The 25535-nt window shown below is 72.7% G+C and carries 25 protein-coding genes; 8 read left to right on the top strand and 17 right to left on the bottom strand.

Annotation, left to right across the window (positions count from 1 at the left end; translation table 11 throughout):
- Positions 1-16: 16 nt before the first annotated feature.
- Together ACOOHC_RS05420 and ACOOHC_RS05425 are read right to left on the bottom strand one after the other, a co-directional pair.
- Positions 17-487, bottom strand: coding sequence for a glycine/sarcosine/betaine reductase selenoprotein B family protein (locus tag ACOOHC_RS05420; protein WP_420452988.1), 471 nt, complete (start codon positions 485-487; stop codon positions 17-19).
- Positions 484-942 carry an RNA-binding protein gene (locus tag ACOOHC_RS05425; RefSeq protein ID WP_420452989.1) on the bottom strand — a complete coding sequence of 153 codons (459 nt, stop codon included), beginning with the start codon at positions 940-942 and terminating at the stop codon, positions 484-486. The genes ACOOHC_RS05420 and ACOOHC_RS05425 overlap by 4 nt, the downstream gene beginning before the upstream one ends.
- 87 nt (positions 943-1029) lie before the next feature.
- Between ACOOHC_RS05425 and ACOOHC_RS05430 the strand changes: the two genes are divergently transcribed.
- Positions 1030-2334 (top strand): diguanylate cyclase, encoded by a 1305-nt coding sequence (locus ACOOHC_RS05430; RefSeq protein ID WP_420452990.1) that lies wholly within the window; start codon positions 1030-1032, stop codon positions 2332-2334.
- A 61-nt stretch (positions 2335-2395) separates the two neighbouring features.
- Here ACOOHC_RS05430 and ACOOHC_RS05435 read toward each other — a convergent pair whose 3' ends face one another.
- Both ACOOHC_RS05435 and ACOOHC_RS05440 read right to left on the bottom strand, forming a co-directional pair.
- On the bottom strand, positions 2396-3484 hold the full coding sequence (locus ACOOHC_RS05435; protein WP_420452991.1) for a phosphotransferase: 1089 nt from the start codon (positions 3482-3484) through the stop codon (positions 2396-2398).
- Between the two features lie 91 nt (positions 3485-3575).
- Positions 3576-3899 carry a hypothetical protein gene (locus ACOOHC_RS05440; protein ID WP_420452992.1) on the bottom strand — a complete coding sequence of 108 codons (324 nt, stop codon included), beginning with the start codon at positions 3897-3899 and terminating at the stop codon, positions 3576-3578.
- Positions 3900-4017: 118 nt separating this feature from the next.
- Here ACOOHC_RS05440 and ACOOHC_RS05445 point away from each other — a divergent pair, with 118 nt between their 5' ends.
- Genes ACOOHC_RS05445 through ACOOHC_RS05455 form a run of 3 tightly spaced genes read left to right on the top strand, consistent with a single transcriptional unit; the run spans position 4018 to position 6427 of the window.
- Positions 4018-4836 (top strand): nitroreductase family protein, encoded by an 819-nt coding sequence (locus tag ACOOHC_RS05445; protein WP_420452993.1) that lies wholly within the window; start codon positions 4018-4020, stop codon positions 4834-4836.
- On the top strand, positions 4833-5915 hold the full coding sequence (locus ACOOHC_RS05450; RefSeq protein ID WP_420452994.1) for a type III polyketide synthase: 1083 nt from the start codon (positions 4833-4835) through the stop codon (positions 5913-5915). Before ACOOHC_RS05445 ends, ACOOHC_RS05450 begins: the two co-directional genes overlap by 4 nt.
- Entirely contained in the window at positions 5912-6427 is a 516-nt protein-coding gene (locus tag ACOOHC_RS05455) for an isoprenylcysteine carboxyl methyltransferase family protein (RefSeq protein WP_420452995.1), read from the top strand. The genes ACOOHC_RS05450 and ACOOHC_RS05455 overlap by 4 nt, the downstream gene beginning before the upstream one ends.
- A gap of 11 nt (positions 6428-6438) precedes the next feature.
- Here the strand turns inward: ACOOHC_RS05455 and ACOOHC_RS05460 are convergent, their stop codons facing one another.
- From ACOOHC_RS05460 to ACOOHC_RS05505, 10 genes are all read right to left on the bottom strand, one after another.
- A complete protein-coding gene (locus tag ACOOHC_RS05460; RefSeq protein ID WP_420452996.1) occupies positions 6439-7221 on the bottom strand; it encodes a TauD/TfdA dioxygenase family protein in 783 nt (260 codons plus the stop codon).
- Positions 7218-8261, bottom strand: coding sequence for a D-alanine--D-alanine ligase family protein (locus ACOOHC_RS05465; RefSeq protein WP_420452997.1), 1044 nt, complete (start codon positions 8259-8261; stop codon positions 7218-7220). The genes ACOOHC_RS05460 and ACOOHC_RS05465 overlap by 4 nt, the downstream gene beginning before the upstream one ends.
- 74 nt (positions 8262-8335) lie before the next feature.
- The gene (locus ACOOHC_RS05470; protein ID WP_420452998.1) at positions 8336-9619 is read right to left on the bottom strand and encodes an ATP-grasp enzyme; all 1284 of its coding nucleotides are present in this window, start codon (positions 9617-9619) and stop codon (positions 8336-8338) included.
- Positions 9620-9722: 103 nt separating this feature from the next.
- On the bottom strand, positions 9723-10544 hold the full coding sequence (locus ACOOHC_RS05475; protein ID WP_420452999.1) for an O-methyltransferase: 822 nt from the start codon (positions 10542-10544) through the stop codon (positions 9723-9725).
- 7 nt (positions 10545-10551) lie between these two features.
- The gene (locus ACOOHC_RS05480; RefSeq protein WP_420453000.1) at positions 10552-11781 is read right to left on the bottom strand and encodes a sedoheptulose 7-phosphate cyclase; all 1230 of its coding nucleotides are present in this window, start codon (positions 11779-11781) and stop codon (positions 10552-10554) included.
- Positions 11782-11809: 28 nt separating this feature from the next.
- Complete coding sequence (locus tag ACOOHC_RS05485) at positions 11810-12469, bottom strand: HAD family hydrolase (RefSeq protein ID WP_420453001.1); 660 nt, start codon at positions 12467-12469, stop codon at positions 11810-11812.
- Between the two features lie 127 nt (positions 12470-12596).
- On the bottom strand, positions 12597-13064 hold the full coding sequence (locus ACOOHC_RS05490; protein ID WP_420453002.1) for a PPOX class F420-dependent oxidoreductase: 468 nt from the start codon (positions 13062-13064) through the stop codon (positions 12597-12599).
- Positions 13065-13166: 102 nt separating this feature from the next.
- Entirely contained in the window at positions 13167-14033 is an 867-nt protein-coding gene (locus ACOOHC_RS05495; protein WP_420453003.1) for a fumarylacetoacetate hydrolase family protein, read from the bottom strand.
- 71 nt (positions 14034-14104) lie between these two features.
- Entirely contained in the window at positions 14105-15766 is a 1662-nt protein-coding gene (locus tag ACOOHC_RS05500; RefSeq protein WP_420453004.1) for an acyl-CoA mutase large subunit family protein, read from the bottom strand.
- Positions 15767-15864: 98 nt separating this feature from the next.
- Positions 15865-16635, bottom strand: a complete 771-nt coding sequence (locus ACOOHC_RS05505; RefSeq protein WP_420453005.1) for a VOC family protein — start codon at positions 16633-16635, stop codon at positions 15865-15867.
- Positions 16636-16812: 177 nt separating this feature from the next.
- Between ACOOHC_RS05505 and ACOOHC_RS05510 the strand changes: the two genes are divergently transcribed.
- On the top strand, positions 16813-17697 hold the full coding sequence (locus tag ACOOHC_RS05510) for an alpha/beta fold hydrolase (RefSeq protein ID WP_420453006.1): 885 nt from the start codon (positions 16813-16815) through the stop codon (positions 17695-17697).
- Here ACOOHC_RS05510 and ACOOHC_RS05515 read toward each other — a convergent pair.
- Positions 17657-18397 (bottom strand): class I SAM-dependent methyltransferase, encoded by a 741-nt coding sequence (locus ACOOHC_RS05515; RefSeq protein ID WP_420453007.1) that lies wholly within the window; start codon positions 18395-18397, stop codon positions 17657-17659. The two genes, ACOOHC_RS05510 and ACOOHC_RS05515, sit on opposite strands and share 41 nt — an antisense overlap.
- 187 nt (positions 18398-18584) lie before the next feature.
- Between ACOOHC_RS05515 and ACOOHC_RS05520 the strand changes: the two genes are divergently transcribed.
- Together ACOOHC_RS05520 and ACOOHC_RS05525 are read left to right on the top strand one after the other, a co-directional pair.
- Complete coding sequence (locus ACOOHC_RS05520) at positions 18585-20303, top strand: glutamine--tRNA ligase/YqeY domain fusion protein (RefSeq protein ID WP_420453008.1); 1719 nt, start codon at positions 18585-18587, stop codon at positions 20301-20303.
- Between the two features lie 33 nt (positions 20304-20336).
- A complete protein-coding gene (locus ACOOHC_RS05525; protein WP_420453009.1) occupies positions 20337-23165 on the top strand; it encodes a hypothetical protein in 2829 nt (942 codons plus the stop codon).
- Between the two features lie 87 nt (positions 23166-23252).
- On the opposite strand, the gene ACOOHC_RS05530 is transcribed toward ACOOHC_RS05525, so the two are convergent.
- Entirely contained in the window at positions 23253-24206 is a 954-nt protein-coding gene (locus tag ACOOHC_RS05530; protein WP_420453010.1) for an LLM class flavin-dependent oxidoreductase, read from the bottom strand.
- 70 nt (positions 24207-24276) lie between these two features.
- The gene (locus ACOOHC_RS05535) at positions 24277-24516 is read right to left on the bottom strand and encodes a hypothetical protein (RefSeq protein ID WP_420453011.1); all 240 of its coding nucleotides are present in this window, start codon (positions 24514-24516) and stop codon (positions 24277-24279) included.
- A gap of 205 nt (positions 24517-24721) precedes the next feature.
- Here ACOOHC_RS05535 and ACOOHC_RS05540 point away from each other — a divergent pair, with 205 nt between their 5' ends.
- Positions 24722-25522, top strand: coding sequence for an SDR family NAD(P)-dependent oxidoreductase (locus ACOOHC_RS05540; RefSeq protein WP_420453012.1), 801 nt, complete (start codon positions 24722-24724; stop codon positions 25520-25522).
- The last annotated feature ends 13 nt before the right edge of the window (positions 25523-25535 follow it).

Below are 25535 nucleotides of genomic sequence, written 5' to 3' on the forward strand. Positions count from 1 at the left end.
TGCGCGTGCACTCGGGTCAAACGGGGGTCAGGACCACCACGTCGACACCGTCGGCGATCATCCGCTGGGCGCACGCCGGACCGGTGTCGAGGCGCAGCTCGGACACCGTCGCCGGCTGGTTGCCGGCGAACGCGTGGTGGTGCGCCGCGACGTCACCGATCACGCCGTCGGCGGCGAGCTCCTCGAGTCGGTCGATCGGGTAGACGACGTTCAGGTCGACCTCGAACCCGCTGCGATCGAAGTTCGGGCTCCAGTGGCCCATCACGATGCCGCGATCGGACCGGTCGAGGGTTCGGAACCCGGTGTCCGCCGGTGCGAAGCCGTCCTGGTCCGGTCGGTGGAGCGCAGCGGAGGTCACGATCGCGACGGTGGCCGCCGACAGCGGCCGCTCGAGCGGGCTGAACGCCGGGTCGTCGAACGTCGGCACCTCCTGGGTCGCTCCGTACCGGCGCATCGCCGTGTCGCCGAGGGTTCGTTCGTCGCTCATCGACCCATCCTTCCAGTCGCGCCTCCCCGGGTTCGTCGCGGAGGCCCGCCGCGCCCGAGACGGTCCGCGAAGCGACCGGCACCCTCGATCGACAGCGCGCCCGCCCGGCCCGTGATCCGCCGACGCAGCCCACGGTCGGAGGTGACCACCCGGAGGCCGCCGACCGTGAGGGGGTCGCCGCGGCCACCGAGCGCGTCGTCCACGAGCTCGACGATCCGGTCATCGGCCGCGTCGGGGCGACGTCGTGGAGCCACGACGATCTCGAGGTTCCCGCCCGCCGACTCGACGACCGAGGCGTCGAGGGGCGGATCGAAGACCATGACCACGTGGTCGTCGAGGTCGCGGCACCAGTCGGCCACCTCGCCCACGAGCCGGCGCGCCGCGCCGTCGCGGTCGTTCCACCACCCGTCGGGGCGGGACCCCATCACGTTGTTCGCGTCGATCACCCACCGCACGTCGGCGACCGTACCCACACCGGCACCGCACCCGCCGCGATCGCAGCCGGGCTCGGACCCGGGCGCGACGGCGCGAGGCGGTCCGCGATGTCGATGGTCTCGACGGGGCGAGATCACGACCATGTCCTACGATGGCGAGTCGGGCGTGACCCGCGTCCCGACGAGAACGACGATGCCCGACGCCCCGCTCCACCCGATCCCGTGACGCGCTCCGAGAGCGCGCCGGGGTGGTGGCGACCGGCGAGATCGGTCGCCGATGCCGATCCCGACGAGGATCGCGACGACGGCCGGGTGGTGGAGCGCGACGCGCTGGAGCGGGAGCTGGTGGCTCAGCGACGCTCGCTGTTCCAGCAGAACGGGTGGAACCACGTCATCGGGCTCGTCGCGGCGAGCGTCGTGTTCGTCGTCGTCCAGGTGGACGTGCTGGGCTCGGCCACCACGTGGACGTGGTTCGCGCTGATGACGGCGGCGCACCTCGCGGTCGTGGCCGCGACGAGCGGTCTCGTCTCGTTCGGTCACCTCGACGACGGGCTCCCGGTCGCGACCCACGTCGCGCACGCGGCGGTCGGCGTCGGCTGGGGGGCGGTCCTGTGGATGGACCTCGACGCGACCCGCCTCCCCGAGTACCGGTGGTCGTCGATCGCGATCATGGTCGCGGTCACCTGCGGGGCGACCGCGGGGATGGCCTCGGTCAACGTGATCGGCCGCAACGTGGTCATCGCGATGTGGGTCGGCGGCGCCACGGCGCTGCTCGCCACGGGATCGTCGGTGATCGCGGCCGGCGTCGTCGCGTTCGTCCTGGTCGTCCTGTCGGAGATGCGCGACGGTCGTGATCTGTGGAGCGAGATGGTCTCGCTGCGCATGGCGGCTCGTGACGCCGCCCGTGCGCACCGCTTCGAGGCCGAGCACGACGCCCTCACCGGCGTGCTCAACCGGACGGGCCTGGCGTCGCGCATCTCGGAGATGGACGGCCGCGACGGCTACGGCGCGGTGTACATCGACCTCGACGAGTTCAAGGCGGTGAACGACCGCTGGGGCCATCGATGCGGCGACCTCGTCCTGGTCGAGATCGCACGACGCCTCACCGGGAGCGTGCGGTCCACCGGCGGCGGGGTCGTCGCGCGGGTCGGCGGCGACGAGTTCGTCGTGATCGTCCCGGCCGGCGACCTCGATCGCACGGTCGCGTCGGTGCAGCGGGCGCTGGGGGAGCCGATCGACGGGGCCGCTCCCGAATCCCTCGGGGTCACCGCGAGCGTGGGCGCGGGGCGCCACGAGGGATCGATCGACGTCGAGCTCCACGAGCTGATCGATCGCGCCGATCGGGACCAGTACGACGCGAAGCGCCGGCGCCCGGCGAACGGCGGCGAGCGGCGCGACGACCGTCCGCGTTGATCGACGCTCGCCCGGCGCGGGTCGCCTCGGGTCGGAGCGACCCCCGGGGTCGGGCGCCCGTTCAGCGCACGAGCGACAGCGCTTCGAGGTCGAGCGCCTGGCGTCCGTGGCGCTGCGCCATCGCGACGAACATGTCGTCGCCACGCTCGGTGCGCGCCGCGGCGACGGTGGCGATGACGGTGATGATCATCCCCCACAGGCTCCCGAAGCGGTAGTCGCGCCACATGTCGTCGGCGTCGATCTCGACGCCGGCGGTCGCCATCGACGCGCGGTACTCCGCGACCAGGTCGCGCTCGCTCGATGCGCGCTCGGCCGCGTCCGGGTGGCTTCCGCTGACCAGGTACGCGAGGTCGCTGGCGCCAAGGCCGACCCCGATCGTCTGCCAGTCGACGACGACGAGGGGTGGCGCCCCCGGACCGTCGCCGAACAGGAGGTTGTCGGCGCGGTAGTCGAGGTGGACGAGGGTCGCGGGGGTGTCGGTGCCCTGGACCCACCGCCCGACGTGGGGCGCGAAGTCGCCGGCGAGCCGGACGACGTCGGGGTCGATGCGGTCGGCCAGGCGCTCGACGAAGCCGGGGAGGGTCATCGCGTAGAACGCCTGGACCAGCTGGCCGACCTCACCCGGGTCCGGTCGCGGCGCGGTGTCGTCGAACAGGGCGGTGAGCCCGGGCGAGCCGAAGTGGGGGGCGTGCAGCCCGGCGAGCTCGCCGATCGCCGTGGCGATCCGGTCGGGGTCGAGGCCCTCGAGCTGATCCCCCTGCCGCGAGTCCGCCATGTCCTCCATCACGAGGACGAAGTCCGGCGCGTCCGCGTCGAACCGAGCGACGTGGCAGCGCGGCGTGCGGATGTCGACCGTCGCGGCGATGCGGTCGTAGAACAGCCACTCCTTCACGTAGGTGTCGTTCTCGAACGCCGACGCCCGCGCGGCGGGATCGCCGGAGGGGAACTTCGCGACGATGCTCGTCGGTCGTCCGTCGGGCCGATCCCACTCGAGGGCGAACCGGGCGTTGCGCCCGGTCTGGCCGGTGCCGATCCACCCGACGAACGACACCTCCGTCACGGACGCGCCACGCGCGACGCCGCCCTCCTCGAGCGCCTCGGTGAGCCACTCGGCCGTGATCAGCTCCGGTTCGCTGCGCACCCTGCTCATCGTCATCCCCCTCGCGATCGGTCCAGGTCGGTCCGCACGATCGCGCACCGCCGGCCCCGGCGTCGAACGGCACCGCGCACGGCCCCGTCGATCAGCGGATCCACCCACCGACCACGGACGGGCCGAGCAGGTGGATCGCTCCCGCGGCGGTCGCCACGGCGACGTGGCGCCGGCTGCCCCCACGCGTCGCACGCAGCGACGCGAGCACGACGATCGCCGCGGCGTGGGGCGCCGCGCCGCCCGGCGCGCCGCGGCGCGACCAGGTCGTGGCCGCGAGCGACGCGAGGGAGCACGCGTAGGCCGCCTGGTGCGCCCACCGGGGCGGCGGAGGGCGGCGGCCCCGGCGGGTCCGGCTCCACGACGCCAGCCCGATCGCCGCGCCCGCCGCGATCGAGACCGTCGCGACGTGCCGCATGGCCACGGTCTAGCGCACGCAGGGTCTGTCACGATGGTGCCGACCGTGGCAGCGTGGTCCCGTGGAGCAGATCCGATCCCGACGGGACGCGACCCGTCACGGGCGGGGGTGCTGAGCGATGGAGTTCATGGAGGTGGTCCGACGCCGCCGCACCACGAACGGTGCCCTCGACCCCCGGCCCGTGGCCGCCGCCGACCAGCGCACCCTCGTCGAGGTCGCGGGGATGGCGCCGTCGCACTTCAACAGCCAGCCGTGGCGGTTCGTCCTGATCGACGATCGCGAGCTGATCGACACCATCGCGGAGTGGAGCGGCGAGTCGATGACCACCGTGTTCCGCGAGGGGCGCTTCTTCCGCCGCTACCGGCGCCACTTCCGGTTCTCGGCCGAGGAGATGGAGCGGCACCGCAGCGGCATCCTGTTCGACCGGATGCCGGCCGTGCTGCGCCCGTTCACCCGATACGTCTTCACCGACCGGGCGACCTCGGTGATGAACCGGCTCGGCGTCCCCGAGCGACTCGGTGCCGACAACCGCGACCTGGTGGCGGGGGCGCCGCTGATCCTCGCCGTCCTCCTCGACCGGACCGAGTACGTCCCGGGGGAGCTGTCGGGCTTCTACTCGGTGTTCGGGATGGGAGCCGCCGTGGAGAACATCTGGCTCGCCACCGTCGAGCTGGGGATGGGGATCCAGTTCATCTCGTTCCCGATGGAGGTCCCCGAGCGCTGGGCGGCCATCGTCGACCTGCTCGAGGTGCCCGACGGACTCGAGCTCATGGCGATGTACCGACTCGGCTACCTCCCCGACGACGAGCGGCGGCCGTCGATCGACTGGTCGAGCCGGGAACGGCTGCGGATCGGCGACTACGTCTTCCGCAACACGTGCCGGACGCCGGAGTCCGGCGCGCCCGACGAGGACGCACCGGGGGAGGGGTCGCCGTGACCGGTCCCGACGCACCTCGTCCGGCTCGCGTGCTCGGCGTGGGGACGGCGGTGCCGCGGCACCACGTCGGCCAGGACGAGGCGCGCGACTTCGCGCGACGGCTGTTCGCCGACCACCTCGACGACCTCGACCGCCTGTTGCGGCTGTTCGGCAACGTCCGCGTCGACGACCGCTGGTTCGCGGTCGATCCCGAGTGGTTCGAGACCGAGCACGGCCTCGAGGAGCGCAACGAGATCTACCGGCGCGAGGCGGTGCCGCTGTCGGTCGCGTCGGCGTCGGCCGCGCTGCACGACGCGGCCGTCGCGCCCGACGACGTCGATGCGATCTTCTTCGTGTCCTCCACGGGGTTCGCGACGCCGTCGCTCGACGCCGTCCTCGTCGGCGAGCTCGGTCTGCGCTGCGACGTGCGTCGTGACGCGACCTTCGGCCACGGCTGCGCCGGCGGTGCCGGCGGGCTCGCCCGAGCTGCGCAGTGGGCGCGCGCGAACCCGGGCCGCCACGTCCTGGTCGTCGCGACGGAGCTGTGCGGCCTGACGCTGCAGCGCTCCGACGTCTCGCGGACGAACCTGGTGGCGACGAGCCTGTTCGCGGACGGGTCCGCGTCGGTGGTCGTCGGCACCGACGGGGCCGGGCCGTCGATCCTCGCGGAGTCGAGCGTGCTGTGGCCGGGGACCGGCGACGTGATGGGGTGGACGTTCGGCGACACCGGGATGGGGGTGGTGCTCTCGCGCCGCGTCCCGGCGATCATCCGCGAGCACGTGGCCGAGAGCGTCGACCGGGTCTGCGCCGCCGCCGGGGTCGGTCGCGACGAGCTGTCGCGGTTCGTGCTCCACCCGGGCGGCGCCGCGGTGCTCGACGCGCTGCGCAGCGCGCTCGACCTCGACGACGACGACCTGGTCCACTCGCGCCGGGTGCTGCGCGACTTCGGCAACATGTCGGCTCCGACCGTGCTGTTCGTCCTCGACGACTTCCTCCGACGGGGGTCGCCGGACGCGGACGACCTGGTGCTGGTCTCGGCGATGGGCCCGGGGTTCGCCGCCGAGCACCTCGTCCTGCGCTGCGACGGGCCGGACCGGTGACGATCGCCCGATCGGGCCGTGGCGCGCTCGCCGTCGTCGTCGCCCAGCGCCTCGGTGAGCTCGCCTGGTCCCGGCGCAACGAGGGGCGCCTCGCCCGGCGCGGGGGCGTCGAGTCCGACTCCGGGCACCACCCGGCGATGGTCGCGCTGCACAGCGGGTGGATCGTCGCGACCGCCTGGGAGGCGTCACGGGGAGGGCGCGCACGCCCCGGAGCGCTCGCCGCGTACGCGCTGCTGCAACCGCTGCGGTACTGGGTGATCCGCACCCTCGGCGACCGGTGGACCACGCGCATCGTCGTGGTGCCGGGGGAGGCGCCGGTCACCTCGGGCCCGTACCGGTGGGTCGAGCACCCGAACTACCTCGTCGTCGCCGCCGAGCTGGTCGTGCTCCCGCTCGGGGTGGGCGCGCCGCGCACCGCCGCGGTCACCTCGGTGCTCAACGCCGCGCTGATGGCGATCCGCATCCCGGCCGAGCGACGTGCCCTCGACGCCGCCGTCGCGGCGCGGACCTGACCCGCCGCCCGTCAGGGCGAGGGGTCGCGACGTGCGATCACCATCCCGCGGTGCAGCACCCGGTCGCCGATCACGTCGGCGTGGTCCGCACGATGCATCACGCACCGGTTGTCCCACATCACCACGTCGCCGGGCGACCACCGGTGGCGCAGCACCCGCTCGGGGGCGATCGAGTGGGAGTGCAGCTCGGCGACGATCCGAGCGCTCTCGTCGTCGTCGATCCCGCTGATGCGCACGCAGCGCTGCGGGGTCGAGAGGAAGAGCGCCACCCGGCCCGACACGGGGTGGGTGCGCAGCGCCGGGTGCCACGCGGACGACTCGGCGTCGCCGTCGAGCACGAGACCCGTCACGACGTGCTCGATGCTGCGGCCGTCGAGGGCGGCGCGCACGTCGGCGGGCAACGTGGCCGCCGCGGCGTACTGATCGCTGAACAGGGTGTCGCCACCGCTGCGGGGAACCTCGACGATCCTCAGCGCCGTGTGCGTCGGAGGGTCGCGCACGTAGCTGGTGTCGGTGTGGAAGGAGCTGCGCGGCGGGCGATCGCGGCCCACGTTGGTGACCACGTTGAGATCGGTTCGACCCGCGACCGGGGTCTCGCCGACGGTGAACGTCAGCTCGCCGAACCGGCCGAGGAACGCGGCGAACGGATCGTCGTGGACGTGCTGGTCGGGCAGGACCACCACCCCGCGCTCGGCCAGCAGGCGCTCCAGCCGCACCACGTCGTCGTCGTCGACCGAGGCGAGCTCGATCCCGGACACGACCGCTCCGAGCGGTGCGAGCAGCTCGACGTTCACCGAGGCGTCCCGACGCCGGGCCGCGCGACGGCGGCGTCGACCATCGAGGCGAACAGCTCGACCGGTGCGATGCCCGCGGCGGCGGCCATCGTCACCACCACGCTCGTGCGGGAGAACGAGCAGTAGGGCCCGGCCTCCAGGAACCACGGGTGCCCGTCGGGGTCGATCCGGAAGTCGAACAGTCCGTACTGGCGGCACCCCAGAGCCCGGTGGCACCGGCGCGCCGCCTCGTGCACCGAGGGCGTGATCGGGTCGGCCACGTCGACGATCCAGGCGTGCTCGTCGTCCTTAGCGACGAGGCCCATCCTCCCGTCGGCGTCTCGCCGCAGCTTGTCGGCCGCGTCCCGGATCGGTCTGCGGCGCGGGTCGACGTCGTACTCCTCGAGCGGCAGGCACACGAGCTCGCCGTCGAGCTCGACCGTCGCGCAGCGGACCTCGCGGCCCGCCTCCACGTAGCGCTCGACGAGCGCCCGCGGCGAGCACGCCCACGCCGCCTCCAGAGCGGCGTCGAGCTGGTCGGGGCGGGTGACCAACCCCACGCCGTGGGAGTTGTCGGAATCGACCGGCTTGACCACGGCCGGGAGCTCGGTCGTCGGCCACCCGCCGCGCTCGACGACCTCGCCGTCGGGCACCCGGACCCCGGCGGCCGCCACCGCCGCGCGGGCGAGCGACTTGTCGGCGGCCAGCGCCATCGTGGTCGCGGTGTTGCCGACGAGGCGAACCCCGAGCAGGTCGAACAGCGACCGGTAGGTCGTCATCCCCGGCACGCAGAACATCTGCGGCACGACCACGTCGGGAGGGGACTCGACGAGTCGGGCGATCGCGGCGGCGAGCGGCACGGGCGCGGCGCGCTCGAGCGCGTCGGCGGAGAGGTCGGGGGTGAAGCGCCAGGACGCGTCGGGCGAGACGAGGGCCACCGTCGACGTCCACCGATCGTCGTCGGCGATCACGTCCAGGCAGCCGGCGGCGTACAGCCCCGACAACTCGGCGAAGAACTCGTCGGTCGGCGACCCCACCAGGTGCAGCACCTGCGTCGTCATCGCCCGCCCACCACGACGATCGTGACCGCGGTCGCCGCCCCGATCGCCACGCACGCCGTCTCGGAGGTCACCGCTCAGTCCCCGCCCGGCTCGACGAGCTTGCCGATGTTGACATCGATGCGGACCCAGTCGCGCCCTCGGCGCAGGGCGTCGAGCAGCAGCGACGGGATCTGCTCGTGGTGGACGGCGAAGAACGGCCACGGGTCCTCGCGGTCCCAGATCGCGTCGACTCCCGAGCGCACGACGCGCCACCGCTCGGGGGCCGTCGACGGTCGACTGAGCGCACGCCACAGCTCGTGGGCGATCCAGTGGGTCGGGCGGGCACCGGGGAGCGGGGTGACGGTCTCGACGCCGTCGTCGAGGTAGGCGCTCGCGACGTCGGGGTGGTCGCGGAAGAGCGTGATGGCGGAGTGGGTCCGCGGGTTGCACTCGATCGCCTTCAGCTCCCCGTCGGGGGTCCGGATGAAGTCCAGCGAGATCTGCCCGGTCAGGCCGAGGGCCCCGACGAAGCGGCGGACCCAGTCCTCGATCTCCGGATCGTCGATCGCGGCGTAGTTGATCTGGAACGCCGAGGACTCGCAGCAGCAGTGGAGCTGGAGCCGGCCGTCGCGCACCGTCGCGTGGGTGCAGTACTCGGTGCCCTCGACGAACTCCTGGAGGATCCACGGGTTGTCGCCCGAGATCGGGAGCGTCGCGAGGAACTCGGCGGTCTCGGTCGGGGTGTCACGGGGGAGGCGGGTGAGATCGAGGCGGCGGATCGGGTCGTACGCGATGCTCTTCATCACGTAGGAGCGCCCCCGCCGGTCGTCGCGGGCGAAGTCGAACGCCAGCACCTGGGCCGGGTCGGTGACGAGGTGGGTCTCGGGCACGCCCAGCCCGAGCTCCTCGGCGGTACGTGCGAACAGGTGCTTGTCGTCGAGGCGGGTGACGGTCGCGACGTCGACGTGGATCACCTCGCAGAGGTCGCGGAGCGACTCGGCGGCGACCGAGTCGTGGAGGCTCGCCGCCGGGCTGCACACCGGGACCCACACGTCGACGCGCTCGCGCTCGATGAGCTCGGCGAGGGCATCGACGTAGCCGGGGGCGCCCGGCTCGGGGACCACGTGGAAGCTGCGCACGGCGCGCGAGCGGCGGTGGCCCGTCCGGTGGTACCGAGCCGTCTCGATCAGCACCACGTCGTGGCCGGCGCGGTGGAACGACCGCGCGAGCTGCAGCGCCTTGGTCATCTTGCCCCCGCTGATGAGGATCGTGCGTGCGTCGGCGGCCGCAGCACGCTGCGGGGTGCGCGTGCGCGCCGCGGACGCGAGCGTGATCGCCAGGGTGAGCGGCGCGGCCGTCGCGAGGGCGAGCTGGGTCACGAGCGAACGAGCGATCGCGCGCGGACCGAGGCGCGCTGTCGCCGGGCTCGCCACGGCAGGGGTCGCCGACCGAGTCGGGCTCGGGGTCGCACCCGCCGCGATCTCAGTCGTCGACACGGCGGATCAGGGTGAGGCCGTCGCGGACGGGGAGCACCACCTGCTCGACGCGGCCGTCGTCGGCCACGTGGCGGTTGAAGCGGGCGATCGCGTCGCCGTTCTCCGATCGTCGGCCGTCGAGCCACGGTCGGCCCTGGAGCAGGGTGTTGTCGACGCACACGATGCCTCCGGGAGCGAGGAGGCGACCGTCGAGCACGGCGTCGAGGTAGCCGACGTAGCCGGCCTTGTCGGCGTCGACGAAGACGAGATCGAACGACTCGCCCCGGTCGTCCAGCTCGGTCAGCGTCTCGATCGCCGGCCCCACGCGCACCTCGATGCGGTCGCCGTGCGTCGAGCGGTCGAAGCGGTCCTGGGCGAACCGGGCGACGTCGGCGTCGAGCTCGCAGGCCACGACGACGCCGTCGTCGGGGAGCGCCTCGGCCATCGCGAGCGCCGAGTACCCGGTGAACATGCCGATCTCGAGCACCCGTCGGGCGCCGGTGGCGGCGACGAGGAAGCGCAGGAACCGGCCCTCGACGTGGCCCGACAGCATCTCGGCCTCGAGGCCCGGTCCGGACCCGCCCCCGCCCCAGTCGGCCTCCACCGTGCGCCGGGCCAGGTCGTCGAGGTCGGGTGACGCCGGGGTGGTCATCGCCTCCAGGTACGGATCGAACCCCGACGCCAGCTCGCTCAGCGCGGCGAGCTCCGCGTGGTGCCGATCGCTCCAGCGCTCGCCGCTCCCGAGGTCGTCGAGCAGCGACCGCAACCCCGCGGCCAGGATCGAGACGGGGGTGACGGGCCGGAGCTCGCTCGACGTCGCGGGTTCCATCCCGGGCTCAGGCGCTCGCGCCGACGGGGTCGCCCGTCGGGGTGTAGACGTCCTCGCCGAGACCCTCGCGGGGGTAGGCGGCCGCGACCTCGCGGTGCTCCTCGAGCAGGCGTGCGAGCTCGTCGACCCCGAGGTCGTCGAGGAACCGGCAGGTCCCGATCGGAGCGGGCACGGCGGCCCGCAGCGAGCCGTCGCGGGTCTGCAGGATCGACGCCGTGGCGTCGGCGACCAGCTCGGCGGTGAGGTAGGGGCTGTCGATCGACAGCCCGAGCGAGCTCATCACCCCGAGGATCCGGTCGCGCTGGTGCTCGTCGATCAGGCCGCGCCGCTCGGCGATGGTCGCCGAGAACGCCATGTCGACGGCCACCGCGTGCCCGTGGAACAGGTGGGGGTCGGGGGTCAGCTCGAGGGTGGGGCTCCAGGTGTGCCCGTACGCGATCACCCGATCGAGGTCGATCTCGTGCAGGTTCGGCACCTCGAGCTCGAGCATCGTGTCGATCGCGTCGTAGGTGAGCCGGTGGGCGACCTCGCGCAGCTCGGCGCTGCCCGACACGTGGCCGAAGTGGGTCTCGAGCAGCGCCTCGCCGTGCTGCTCGAGCAGCTCGAAGATCGACTCGTCGCCGACCACGGCGATCTTCACCAGCTCGGCCATCCCGTTGCGGATCTGGTCGACGGGGAGGGTCGCCAGGAACGAGAAGTCGAGCAGCACCTTGCGTGACGCGTGGTAGGCGCCGAGGCGGTTCTTGTACGTGCCGTGGTTGACCGCCACCTTGATCGCGACGCTCGCGTCGATCAGCCCGATGAGGGTGGTCGGGATGCGGATGTAGGGCGTGCTGCGCTTGTACGACGCGCACGCGAACCCGGCCACGTCGGTCGTCAGCCCGCCGCCGACCACGAGCACGGGCTCCGTGCGCAGGAGGCCGAACGAGGCGAAGCGATCGACGATGCGCTCCACGGTCCGCAGCGTCTTGTCGGTCTCGGCGATGCGCACGTCGAACACGGTCAGGTCGATCCCGTGGTGGTCGAAGTAGGCGTGGATGCTCTCGGCGTGGTGGTCGAGGACGTTGCGATCGACGACCATCAGGCAGCGCCCGTGGGGGCGGTACTCGTCGGCGAGCTCGGTGTTGGCGGGGTCGAACACCCCGTCGACGTACTCGAGGCTGAAGTCGATCGTCTCGACGCCGCTGACGTGGAAGCCCGTCTCGTCGGCTCGGTAGGTTCCGGTGACGTTGCTCATCGTGATCTCCGGTCGGTCGTGGGACGGGTCAGAGCAGCTCGGAGAGCTGGTCGTAGTCGAGGCGGTCGACGGTGCTGCGGGCGCCGTCGAAGTCGTGCTCGGCGGTGTTCGCGTTCGGGAACGCGACGCAGGTCAGGCCGGCGTCGACGGCCGATCGGACCCCGCCGACGTTGTCCTCGACCGCCACGCAGCGGCTGGCGTCGAGGGCGAGCCGGCTGATCGCGACGCGGTAGGCCTCGGGGTCGGGCTTGGGCTGGTCGACGTCGGAGGTGTCGAGGACGAAGTCGAAGTCGCTCTCGGAGATCTCCGATCCGAGGGCGGACAGCATCGCGGACACGTTGTCGGGCGAGGTGGTGGTCACGAGGGCGACGCTGTGGCCGTCGGCGCGTGCCCGCTTCACCGCATCGACCACCCCGGGTCGCGCCGAGAGGCCCCCGTCGGCCATCGAGGTCCGGAAGATCTCGGACTTGGTCCGGTGGACGGCTTCGGCGTCGACGTCGTCGCCGCGCTCGGACGCGTAGGCGGCGACCCGGTCGCGCCCTCCGCTCTCGCGCAGCATCTCGACGTAGTCGGCGCGCTCCCAGCTCCAGTCGAGTCCGTGCTGCTCGAAGGCTCGGTTGTAGGCGTCTCGTTGCATCTCGGAGGTGTCGACGACGGCGCCGATGGAACCGAACAGGAGTGCGGGCATGTGGATCTCCTCAGATCGGGGGATGGTGGTGTGGGTGCGGATCGTGCCCGCTGAATTTGGCACTAAACCCCGTCCGCTGATGAACCCAGCCCCGGGTCCGCCGATCGGGCGCCGACCGGTCGACGATTCAGTCGTCGGCCAGGCGTGCCGGGAAGCCGCCGCTGGCGATCGGACCCCACCCGTCGATGGTGATCCGGATCAGGCACTTGCCCTGGGCGCGCATCGCTTCGCGGTACTCGTCCCAGTCGGGGTGCTCGCCCGAGATCACCCGGAAGTAGTCGCACAGCCCGTCGAGCGCGTCGGGGAGGTCGACCACCTCGGCGGTGCCGTCGAGCTGCACCCACTCACCGCCGAAGTCGTCGGACTGAACGACGATCGACACCCGGGGGTCCCGGCGCAGGTTGCGCACCTTGGCGCGCTCGGGGTAGCTCGACACGACCACGCGACCGTCGTCGTCGAGGCCGATCGTGACGAGCGAGGCCTGCGGCGAACCATCGCGCTTGCGCGCCAGGAGCAGACCGTGGTGCCTGGGGCGGACGAAGTCCTCCACCTCGGCGCGCTCGACGTCTCGTTCGGTCGCGATCTGCCGGGCCATCGAGCCAGTCTCGCCGCGCGGCGGCCGTCGCGCCCACCCCGGCACCGCGCCGCGCCCGCTGCGACGAACCGGTCTCTCCCCGCCGCGGCGGGAGGGGTCGACTCAGACGTGGTCGGAGACGCGCACGCAGCGGTTGGTCATCGTGCCGAGCGTCGCGGACTCCGAGCAAATGGTGGTGACCACGACGTCGCCGTCGACGAGGAGGTCACCCGTCGGCGCGCCGACGCCCGCGGGCGTCCCGGTGAAGATCAGGTCACCCGTGCTCAACGTGGTCACGTGGGACAGGTGGTGGATCAGCCGGGGGATCGAGAAGATCAGGTCGCGCACCGAGCCGTCCTGGCGCTGCTGGCCGTTCACGGAGCACCGCACGCGCAGCTCGTCGACGTCACCGATCTCGTCGAGCGAGACCACCGCCGGGCCGATCGGCCCGAACGTGTCGAACGACTTGCCCAGGCCGAACTGCGCCGGCGACCCGGCGAACTGCATCGCCCGGTCGGAGACGTCCTGGCCCATGGTGAGCCCGACGACGTGGTCCCAGGCGTCGGCCTCCGCGATGTCCTTTCCGCCGGTCCCGATGACGACGACCAGCTCGGCCTCGTAGTCGACGGCGTCGCTGCGCAGCTCGATGGTGGTGTCGGGCCCGCACAGGCACGACGGGAACTTGGTGAACACCAACGGCGACGTCGGCTGGTCCCGCCCGGTCTCGGCCGCGTGGTCGCGGTAGTTGAGTCCGATCCCGAACACGTCGCGCGGACGGGGCACCGGGCACCCGATGACCACGTCGTCGAGCGACCCGGTGGGCGTCGCCGACCCCAGGCCGTCCGCGAACCCGCGGACGGCGTCGGCGAGGGCGAGCGCGTCCATCGGGTCGGGGCCGAGCGCGCCGGCGCTGAGCGCCTCGAGGTCGTGGTAGTCGGTGCCGGACACGAGCACGGCCCGGCCCTCGACGTTGGCCAGTCGGAATCCCACGGGTGGGCTCCTTTCGCAGAGGAGGATCGCGGACGTCGCGCCATCGGGGGCGAGCGACGCGGCGACGGGGGTCAGATGGTGGGGACCTCGACGTGTCGTCCGAACACGTCGGCCATCGTGCCCATCATCTCGCCGAGCGTGGCGTACGCCTTGGACGCCTCGATGAGGGTCGGCATGAGGTTGACCTCCGGGTCGGCGGCGTGGGCCGCCAGAGTCGCGAGCGCCGCGTCGACCGCCTCGGAGTCGCGATCGTGGCGCACCTGGTCGAGGCGCTTGCGCTGGCGCTGCTCGTCTTCGTTGGTGATCTGCAGCAGCTCGATGCGATCGGCGTTGCCCTCGGTGAACCCCGACACCCCGACGATCGTGCGCTCGCCGGCGTTGAACCGTCGCTCGAGCTCGTACGCCGAGTCGGCGATGCGCCCCTGGAACCAGTTCTCGTCGATCCCCTGGATGCACCCCTCGAGCATCGACCCCTCCCCGAACTCGTCGAGGCTCGAGAAGATCTCCTCCGCTCGACGCTCCATCTCGTCGGTCAGCTCCTCCACGTAGTACGACCCGCCGAGCGGATCGGCGACGTGGGGGATGTTCGTCTCGTGGGCGATCACCTGCTGGGTGCGCAGCGCGATGCGCGCGGCCTTCTCGGTGGGCAGCGCCATCGCCTCGTCCATCGAGTTGGTGTGCAGCGACTGGGTGCCACCGAGCACGCCGGCGAGCGCCTCGATCGCGGTGCGCACGATGTTCACCTCCGGCTGCTGGGCGGTGAGCGAGACCCCGGCGGTCTGGGTGTGGAAGCGGAGCTGCATCGAGCGCTCGGCCTCGGCGCCGTAGCGCTCCCTCATCCAGCGCGCCCAGATGCGGCGTGCGGCACGCAGCTTCGCGATCTCCTCGAAGAAGTCGATGTGGGCGTTGAAGAAGAACGACAGGCGCGGAGCGAACGCGTCGACGGGCAGGCCGGCCTCGAGCGCGAGCTCGACGTAGGCGAAGCCGTTGGCGAGGGTGAACGCGAGCTCCTCGGCCGCGGTCGAACCGGCCTCGCGGATGTGGTACCCCGAGATCGAGATCGAGTTCCACCGGGGCATCTCCTCGGCGGTGAACGCGATCGTGTCGCGCACCAGGCGCATCGACTGCCGCGGCGGGAACACGAACTCCTTCTGGGCCTGGTACTCCTTCAAGATGTCGTTCTGCAGCGTCCCGCCGAGCTTCGCGCGCTCGATCCCGGCCTTCTCCGCCTGGGCGACGAACATCGCGAAGATCGGCGCGGCGGGGGAGTTGATCGTCATCGACGTGGTGATCCCGCCCAGGTCGATGTCGGCGTAGAGGTCCTCCATGTCGGCCAGCGAGTCGACCGCGACCCCGCAGCGGCCCACCTCGCCGAGCGACATCGGGTCGTCGGAGTCGAGCCCGAGCAGGGTCGGCATGTCGAACGCCGTCGACAGGCCGTCGCCGCCGGACTTGAGGATCTCCTTGAACCGCCAGTTGGTGTCCTCGGCGGTGCCGAAGCCGGCGAACATGCGCATCGTCCACAGCTTCGAGCGGTACATCGACGCGTACGGCCCCCGGGTGTAGGGGTACTGGCCGGGGAACTCGCCGTCGTCGGGCCCGTAGACCGCGTCGAGCTCGACGCCCGACATCGTCTCGAACGCCGCGTCACGCAGACGGGACTCGCCGAAGGCCTCCTCCCACAGCTCGCGATTGGTCGGGGTGGGGGTCGCACCGTTCGTCTCGGACGTCATGTCCCGACGGTACCCCGGCGCGGCGGGCGCGCACCGACCGGCGATCACCGGCTCGTGCCGCGACGGGCGCGCCGAGCCGGCGGTCCCGCCGACGTGGGTCAGGGGACGGGCGGGGTGTTCTCGACGCGGTCCCACATCTCGGCGTCGGGGGTCGACATGATCGCGTCGAGCACCGGGCGGGGGTAGCGCATCGAGGGCTTGGACTCGTCGAGCTCGGGTTGGGCGACGGGGTCGTCCGGGCGGGTGAAGCCCGCGGGGTGCTTCAACCGCTCCATCTGCTCGGCGTCGATGCCGCACAGGTCGCGCACCTCGGGGTCGATCCAGCGGCTCTCGTCGAGCGCCTCGCCGAAGCACACCTCGAGGCTCAGGTTCTCGGGGCCCGCGAAGTAGATCGACTGGCAGAAGCCGTGGTCGATGGGGCCCATCACCTGGATCCCGCGGCTGCGGATCCGGTCGCGCATCGTGAGCAGCTCGTCGAAGGAGCCGACGTCGACCGCGACGTGCTGCATCGCGCCCGCCGTCACCGGGCTCGCCGCGTTCCCCGCGTGGCTCACCCCCCACACCGGCTCGGGCGGGTTGGCCGGCGACTGGACGAACGACAACCAGCACCCGGGCGACAGCTCGACGAACCCGTGGAAGGTGTCCTCCACGCCGTGCATCCAGAACAGGCCCTTCGTCGGGCACCCGAGCACGTCCCCCCAGAACTCGAGCTGGGCCTTCATGTCGCAGGTCGCGAGCGCGAGGTGGTTGACGCCGCCGGGGTGGAGATCGGGAGCGGGGACGGCTCCGGTGTCGAGGTCCTCCGGGCGACGGGGCGACCCCTCGTCGGTCGTGCGGTCCAGGGCGTGCTGGGTGTCGATCGCGGTCACGTGCGTCCTCCTGGTGATCTCGCCGGGGTCTCGGCTGGTGCTCTCGGCCGGCGGTCCGGTGGGTCCCGCGCCCGACCACATCATCCCACCACCCGATGCCGGTGCACGCACCGGCCGGGTCCGACGGTCGCGCACGGGCCGCGCTCGTCGAGTCGTGGCCGCCGCGCGCCATCCGCGATGCTGCGCCCCGTGACGGACCCCGCGACCCGCACCGTGCGCATCGACGTCGGCGACGGCGTGCGCCTTGCGGCCGATGTCGCCGGTGACGGATCCGGCCGCACGGTGGTGCTGTTCCACGGCGGCGGCCAGACCCGCCACTCGTGGGGCGGCACCCAGCGCGAGCTCGTCGGGCGCGGGTACCACGTGGTGTCGGTCGACCTGCGCGGGCACGGCGACAGCGACTGGTCCCCCGACGGTGACTACGGGGCGACCGTGTTCCCCGACGACGTCGCCGCCGTCGCTCGCTCCCTCGACCGGCCGGTGCTCGTCGGGGCGTCGCTCGGCGGCACCTCGTCGCTGATGGCGATCCACCGCGCCGACGACGAGATCGCCTCGGCCCTGGTCCTCGTCGACGTCGCGCCGAACATCGAGCCGGCCGGCGTGGACCGCATCCGGTCGTTCATGCACGAGCACATCGAGACCGGCTTCGCCTCGCTCGAGGAGGTCGCCGACGCGGTCCAGGCGTACAACCCCCACCGACCTCGCCCGACCGACCTGTCGGGGCTCGAGAAGAACGTCCGCCGTCGGGGCGACCGCTGGTACTGGCACTGGGACCCGGCGTTCATGTGGGGCGAGCACTCCGAGTCCGACGAGACCCGCATCGCCGAGTTCGAGCGTCGCGGCGCCGATCTGGAGGACGCCGCGCGCTCGCTCACGATCCCCACGCTGCTCGTGCGCGGCCGGCAGTCCGACCTCCTGTCGGAGGAGGGCGCCCGGCGGTTCCTCGAGTTCGCGCCCGACGCCGAGTTCGCGGACGTCGAGGGAGCCGGCCACATGGTCGCCGGCGACCGCAACGACGTCTTCACCGACGCCGTGGTCGAGTTCCTCGAGCGGCGGAGCTGACCGCCGGGCGCGCTCGGGATCCCCGGCGGGTGGCGTCGGTCAGGACCGGCCAGGGAACGAGCCCGAGCCGCGGGATCCGACCCTGGTGCTCCACGTCGAAGCCTCCGTCGTCGAGCAGGGTCCGGAGCCGCCGCTTCGGGATCGCCTTCACCGGTCGCCCCGCGAGGGCGGTCGCACGGCGGATCGCGTCGTCGCCGAAGCCGGTCACCGTCGCGACCGAGGCGATCATGAACCGCCCCCCCGGCGCCAGCAGCGCGTGGACCTGCGCGACCGCGCCCACCTGGTCCGCGTAGAGGTGGAACGACTGGGTGCAGATCACGAGGTCGAACGCCCCGTCGTCGAAGGGCAGGTCCTGCGCGTCGGCGCGGACGAACTCGATCGGCCGAGGCCCGGCGCCGGCTCCGGCGGCGACGTCGTCGCCCGGCGTCGCGTCGTCGCCCCCCGACCGGCCCGACGCGTGCAGCAGGGCACCGTCGGAGAGGTCGACGCCGACGATGCGCGAGTCCGCGTCGAGGGCGCGCAGGCGCTCGCAGAGCTGGCCCGTCCCGCACCCGAGGTCGAGCACCGAGCGGGGTCGGGCGTCGCCGAGGCGCTCGAGGACGGCGTCGTGCACCGGGCGGTTGGTCGCCTCCTGCAGCCCGGCGCGGTCGTAGCTCGCCGACCACAGGTCGAAGAAGATCGATTCGGCCGGAACGGTCATGTGCCAGTCTCGCAGATCCGCGGGTGGTGTGACGACCGCCACGTCGGTTCGGCGACGACGACCCCGAGGGGACGGCGGCTCGACCCCGAGGGGTCGTCGCCGCGCCGCCGAGGTGCGGTCGCAGCGGTGCGGAGGGGCCGGTGCGGGCACCGCGGCGATGGGCCTCGCGCCGCTGCATACTGGTCCGATGAGCGGTTCCGAGGCACATCCGCCCGCGGGGGACTTCGTGCGCGAGCTGGTCGCCGCCGACATCGAGCGCGGCACCTTCGGCGGCCGCGTCCGCACCCGGTTCCCGCCGGAGCCGAACGGGTACCTGCACATCGGCCACGCGAAGGCGATCACGGTCGACTTCGAGCTCGCGCGCGAGTTCGACGGCGACTGCAACCTGCGCTTCGACGACACCAACCCCGACACCGAGGACGCGAGCTACGTGGAGGCGATCGTCGCCGACCTCGCGTGGCTCGGCTACGAGCGGGGCGAGTCGTACGACGAGCCGCTGTTCGCGAGCGACTACTTCGATCAGCTCGCCACCTGGGCCGAGCGCCTGATCGAGGACGGGCTCGCGTACGTCGACGAGCAGGACTCCGAGACGATCTCGGCCCAGCGGGGCGGGTACGGCAACCCGGGGATCGAGAGCCCGCACCGCGACCGGCCCAGCTCGGAGAGCCTGGATCTGTTCCGCCGGATGCGCGCCGGCGAGTACGCCGACGGATCCAAGGTGCTGCGCGCGCGCATCGACATGCAGGCGGAGAACATGCAGCTGCGCGACCCGATCATGTACCGCATCCGCGAGACCGAGCACCACCGATCGGGCGAGACGTGGAAGGTGTACCCGACCTACGACTGGGCGCACGGCCAGAGCGACGCGATCGAGGGCGTCACCCACTCGCTGTGCACCCTCGAGTTCGACAGCCACCGCCCCCTCTACGACTGGTACCTCGACCGGCTCTCCGAGAGGGGTGAGCTCCCCGCCGAGCAGCCGCGCCAGACCGAGTTCGCCCGCCTCGCGCTCACCCACACCGTCACCTCGAAGCGCATCCTGCGCGAGATGGTCGAGTCCGGGCGCGTCGACGGGTGGGACGACGCGCGCATGCCCACGCTGCGGGGCCTGCGGCGACGGGGCTACCCGGCCGAGTCGATCCGCGAGTTCTGCTCCTTCGTGGGGGTCGCACGCACCAACAGCCGCAACGAGATCGAGCTGCTCGAGTCGTTCGTGCGCACCCGCCTCAACGCGATCGCCCTGCGCCGGATGGCGGTGCTGCGGCCGCTCGAGGTCGTCGTCGCGAACTGGCCGACCGACGACGCGGGCGAGCCGGTGGTCGAGCACATGGAGCTGGTGAACAACCCCGAGGACGAGTCGGCCGGGACGCGCTCGGTGCCGTTCACCGGGCGGCTGTGGATCGAGCGCGACGACTTCATTGCCGACCCGCCGCCGAAGTACTACCGCCTGTCGCCGGGTCGCGAGGTGCGCCTGCGCGGCGCCTACCTGGTCACGTGCACCGGCTACGAGACCGACGACGACGGCGAGGTCACCCGCGTGGAGGTGTCCTACGACGCCGACACGAAGGGCGGCACGGCCCCCGACGGTCGCAAGGTGCGCTCGACGATGCACTGGGTGTCCGCAGCGCACGCGCTCGACGGTCGCGTCGCGCTCTACGACCGCCTGTTCACCGCCGAGATCCCCGGTGAGCGGACCGGCGACGTGCTCGACGACCTGAACCCCGACTCGGTCGAGGTGCTCACCGGGTGCCGGCTCGAACCGGCGCTCGGCGACACCCCGCCCCGCGACGTCGTCCAGTTCGAGCGGCTCGGCTACTTCGCCCACGACCCCGACGAGGCGGGGCTGTTCCACCGCACGGTCGGTCTGCGCGACGAGTGGGCGAACATCCGCAAGCGCCGAGGCTGACGACCGGAGCGGGCGGGGCTAGCTTGCCTCGTCGTGACCACCACCACGTCGTGCGTCCGGCGCGCGCTGCTCGCCGTCGTCATCGGCGCTGGTTCGCTCGTGGCGCAGGCGGCGACGCCGGCCGCCGCCGCCGAGGTCGCGACCGTGACCTGCGACGAGGTCCCGGTCTCCGGGGCGGCGCCACGGGCACCCCTCGACTCCTACGTCCCCCAGGCGCCGGAGCGGATCGTCGACACGCGGATCGGCACGGGAGGGGTCACGGGAGCCGTCGGCGCCGGGTGCACCCTGGTGATCGACACCGTGCCGATCGCCCCGGCGGGCGGGATCGGCGTCGCCCTGTCGGTGACGGTCGCGTCCAGCGACCCCGGCTTCCTCACCGCGTTCGCGTGCGACGCCGGCCGACCGGGCACGTCGAGCGTGAACGCCCGTCCCGGGCTGCCGACGGCGAACCTGGTGATCGCCACCCCCGACGACGACGGCGAGGTCTGCCTGTACTCGAGCGCCGGCGGCCAGGTGATCGTCGACGTGTCCGGGTGGTGGGCACCGGGCGGCGACGCCTTCGCCGCGATCCCTCCCGTCCGGGCGTTCGACACCCGGACCCAGCTCGGCGGCATCCGCCGCCCACCGGGGGACGTGCGTGCGATCGGCGTCGTCGGCGGAGACGTCCCGGCGGGCGCGACCGCGGTGTCGGTGAACCTCGCCGCGGTGGACCCCGCGTCGGACGGCTACCTCGTCGTGTACCCGTGCGGGCGCGAGGTCCCCCTCGCGTCGAACCTCAACGTCGCCGCCGGCGAGACGCGAGCGGTGGCCGCGATCGTCGAGATCGGTGTCGGTGGCCAGGTGTGCGTGACGGGGAACGTGACGACCCACCACCTCCTCGACGTCACCGGGTACCACGCCCCGGCCTCCGAGACCGGTCCGCGCGTCGCGCTGACCCCCGTCGACGACACCCGCGTCGTCGACACGCGCGTCGCCAACGTGCCCGGCGAGCGCTTCGGCGCGGGCGACATCCGCCGGTTCGACCTGTCGCGCACGATCCCCCGTCCCGGCGACGCGGTCGCCGTCGTGCTGAACGTCGTCGCGACCCGCGCCGACCGCTCGGGCTTCGTCACCGTCGATCCGTGCGGGGCGGCGCCGGGCACGTCGTCGCTCAACCACGGGCTCGGCCAGACCGCGAACCTCGTCGTGACCGCCGTGTCGCCGAGCGCGGAGGTGTGCGTGCGCACCTCGAGCGCGGTCGACGTCGTGATCGATCTGGTCGGCGTCTACGCGGGCCCGCCCGACTCGCTGCTCAACGAGCTCACGATCACCGACGACACGGGCGACGGCTCCGCCATCGTGGAGCTCGACCAGCCGGTCTTCGACCCGGCCGCGACCGACCTCACCGTGCACTGCGGGCCCGACGGCCTCGACGGCCGGCTGCGCCTCGGGCTCGCCCCCGGTGCCCGCGCTCGCGTCGACGGCGCCGCGGTCGGCGGCCCCGGGCGGAGCGCGATCGACACGCCGATCGACGTCGACGCCGACGGCCTGCTGACGGTCAGCGCGCAGCGGGGGGCGCGCACCCAGGTCCACCACGTCCGCTGCCTCCCGATGGACTTCCCCCGGCTGGACGTGGAGCGCTCGGGCAACGCGCCGGGCTGGTACCTCACCGAGCTCGGGTGGGCGACCCCCGGCAACGGGCGGTTCCTCGCGATCCTCGACGAGCGGGGGGTGCCGGTGTGGTTCAAGCGCACCGAGCGCAAGCTCGTCGACGCCAAGCTGCTGTCGACCGGGGACCTCGTCGCCTCGCCGATCTCGGGGACCGGGTTCGGGGTGCGCGCCGACGTCGGGCACCGCGTGTTCGGGCTCGACGGTGAGCTGGTCGACGTGCGCTTCACCGACGACCCGGCCACGTACCCGGTCGATCAGCACGACTACGTCGAGATCGTCCGGCCGGGCCTCGTCGACGGGCGCGCCGTGATCAGCTACCCGATCCTGCGCGGCCAGGACGTCTCCGCGCTGCCGCGCGTCGACCGCTTCACGGGCGATCCGATCGATCCCCGGTGCCGGCTCGGTCCGGGAGGGGCGGACCGGTCGAGCCGCTGGGTGGCCGACGGCGCGATCGTGGAGACGGCCGCCGCGGCGACCGAGCCGCTCGCCGCGGACGAGTGGATCTGGTCGGTCCGGGAGCACTTCTCGTACGCCGAGGTCACCTACCCCGTCTGCTTCGAGAACCTCCCGGCCGCACCGGCCGGATCCGAGATCGACGCCTTCCACATCAACTCCCTGCAGCGGGTGGTGGAGGGAGGGTGCGAGCCCGAGTGCGACTACATCGTGTCGGCCCGGCACCTCGACGCCGTGTTCCGCGTCGACCGCTCGTCCGGCGACGTCGAGTGGATCCTGTCGAGCCTGCCGAGCGAACCGACGGACCCCGGCCACGTCCCGAACGCGTCGGGAGCGCCCCGGCTGCGGATCGTGAACGACCCGCTCGGCGGACCGCTGCGGATGCACGACGGCCGCTTCATCGGCGGCCTGCTCACGATGCACGACAACCGGACCGGGACCGACGACCCCTCGCGGATCGTCGCGTACCGGATCGACCCCGTCGCGCGCACCGCGACCCTCGTCAGCCAGATCGATCACCCGGAGGGCCGCACCAGCAACCAGCTCGGGAGCCTGCGAGCCACCCCCGACGGTGCCCTCCTGGTCGGCTGGGGCGCGACCCAGCCGATCTTCGTCGAGTACACCCGCACCGGACGCGAGCTCCTCCGGGTCGTGCTCCCGTCGGGAGACGTCGCCTACCGGATCGTCAAGTACGCCCCGAGCGCCTTCGACGCCGGCGAGCTGCGAGCGGCGGCCGGGGGCTCCGTCGAGGCGCCCTGAGCGCTCGTCGTGCCGCCGCGCCGGGCGGCGTCGGTCAGCGGGTGAGCGGCGCCGGTGACCCGGGGTCGTCGTCCGCCGACCGTCGGCTCACCCGACCTCGAGCGGCCGCAGCGCGTCGGCGGCGTCGCGCAGGTGGGTGACCCACCCCTCGGCCGAGCCGGGCTCGTCGATCGGCAGCACGACGAACTTGGTGGTGCCGACGTCGACGAACGCCCGGACCATCGACACCAGGGCCTCCCACGAGCCGGGGATCAGCTGCGTCACGTCGTCGAGGTCGGGGCGCCGGCGTGCGAGCACGGCCGCGAGCGCATCGGGGACCGGGCCGGATCCGTACGGGATCAGCACCCCGTAGTGGTCGTCGTCGATCTCGCGGTCGTGCTCGGCGCACACCTGCTCGATCGTCGCACGTCCCGCCTCGGCGTCGGCGGGGAGCACGAACGAGGGGAGCCAGCCGTCGGCGAGGCGCCCGACCCGCCGCAGCTCGCTCGGGGCGATCCCGCCGAGCCAGACGTCCATCCGCGCCGGAGCTGGCCGCACCACCACGTCGTCGTAGTGGAACCGATCGCCGTGGTGGGAGAACGGCTCGCCGCTCCAGCACGCGCGCATCACCGCGAGGGCTTCGTCGAAGATGCGGGCGCGCTCGGATCGCTCGACCCCGAACGCCTGCTGCTCGATCGGATCGACGGCTCCGAGCCCGAACGCCGGGAGCAGGCGGCCCGACGACATCGAGGCGAGGGTCGCGAGCTCCTTGGCGAGCACGACCGGGTTGCGCCCCGGCAGCACCATCACCGAGGTCCCGAACTTGAGGCGCTCGGTGCGGCCGGCGCCGTACGCCATCGCGACGAGGGGGTCGGGCGCGTCACCGCTGATCCGCTCCGACAGCCACAGCGAGTCGAAGTCGAGCTCCTCGAGCGCGTCGACGACCGCTGCGAACGACTCGTCGTGGAGGCGGGTGCGCGTCCCGAGGCCGAACCCGATGCGCACCTTGGCCACGTCGTGGGGTTCGTGCGGGGTGGACGTCGAGGGCGTGATGGTGCTCACGTCGCGATCGTGGCACACCTCCGGCGGGGTGCGGCAGCCGCGGCAGATCCGGCGTGGCAGCCGGTTCCGCTCAGGCGGTGCGCGTCGGGGTGCGGACCCCGATGACGACGACCTCTGCGACGGCACGTCGCTGGATCCGGCCGGTCTGGATCCAGCTCGCGACGAACGCGACGGTGGCGACCGGGGCGATCAGCGCGGCAGCGGGCACGTCGCCGACCCGGAGCGCGACCAAGGTGACGGAGGCGGCGACCACCGAGAGGACGGTCGCCAGCTTCACGGCGGCGGACCAGGTGCGTCGTCGGAGTTCCATCTCTTCGATCATCGGTGGTGTCATCGGCCCCGCGTGGTGCGGGGGGAGCCTTGCGCGAGAACTGTCACGCGATCGCGACAAACGTCGCACGACCGTCGGCCCGAGGATCCCGAGCTCCGTGCCGGGAGTGACGTGGTGACCGCGTCCCGGCGTGGTCGACATCGGCTGCGGGTGCGGGTCGGGCCGGTTCCTAGTGTGTCGGACCATGACCTCCGACTCGTCGAGCCCCTCCACGTCCGGATCGTTCGATCCGCTCGCGCCGTTCCGGATGGAGGGATCGGTGGCGATCGTCACCGGCGCGTCGTCGGGGCTCGGTGCGCGCTTCGCGCGCGTGCTGCACGCGGTCGGGGCCGACGTCGTCGTCGCGGCGCGGCGCGTGGAGCGGCTCGAGGCGCTCGCCGAGGAGCTCCCCGGCACCTTCGTCGTCGGCGCCGACCTGTCGCTCGCCGAGGACCGCGAGCGGCTGGTGCGCGAGGCCCTGGACCGGTTCGGTCGCATCGACGTCCTGGTCAACAACGCCGGCGTCAGCGAGGTCGGCGGGATCGACGTCGAGTCGCTCGACACGTTCCGCTTCGCGATGGAGGTCAACGTCACCGCGGTGTGGCACCTGTCGAAGCTGTGCGCCGCCGCGATGGTCGACGCCGGATCGGGTTCGATCGTGAACGTCGCGTCGATGCTCGGCCACGTCGCGTCGACCCCGATCAAGCAGGCGCACTACTGCGCGAGCAAGGGGGCGGTGGTGAACATGACCCGGGAGCTGGCCGTCCAGCTGGGCCGCAAGGGGGTGCGCGTCAACGCGCTGAGCCCCGGCTACTTCGAGTCCGAGATGACCAGCGGGATGGAGAGCGACGAGTCGAGCCAGGACTACGTCCGGTCGATGGCGGCGATCCCGCGCATGGGAGCGGCGCACGAGCTCGACGGGGCGCTGCTGCTGCTCGCCAGCCCGGCCGGGGCCTACGTGAACGGCCACAGCCTGCTCGTCGACGGCGGGTGGTCGGCCCGCTGACGCACAGGTGACG

It is taken from the genome of Ilumatobacter sp., assembly GCF_965215205.1.
Classification (GTDB): domain Bacteria; phylum Actinomycetota; class Acidimicrobiia; order Acidimicrobiales; family Ilumatobacteraceae; genus Ilumatobacter_A.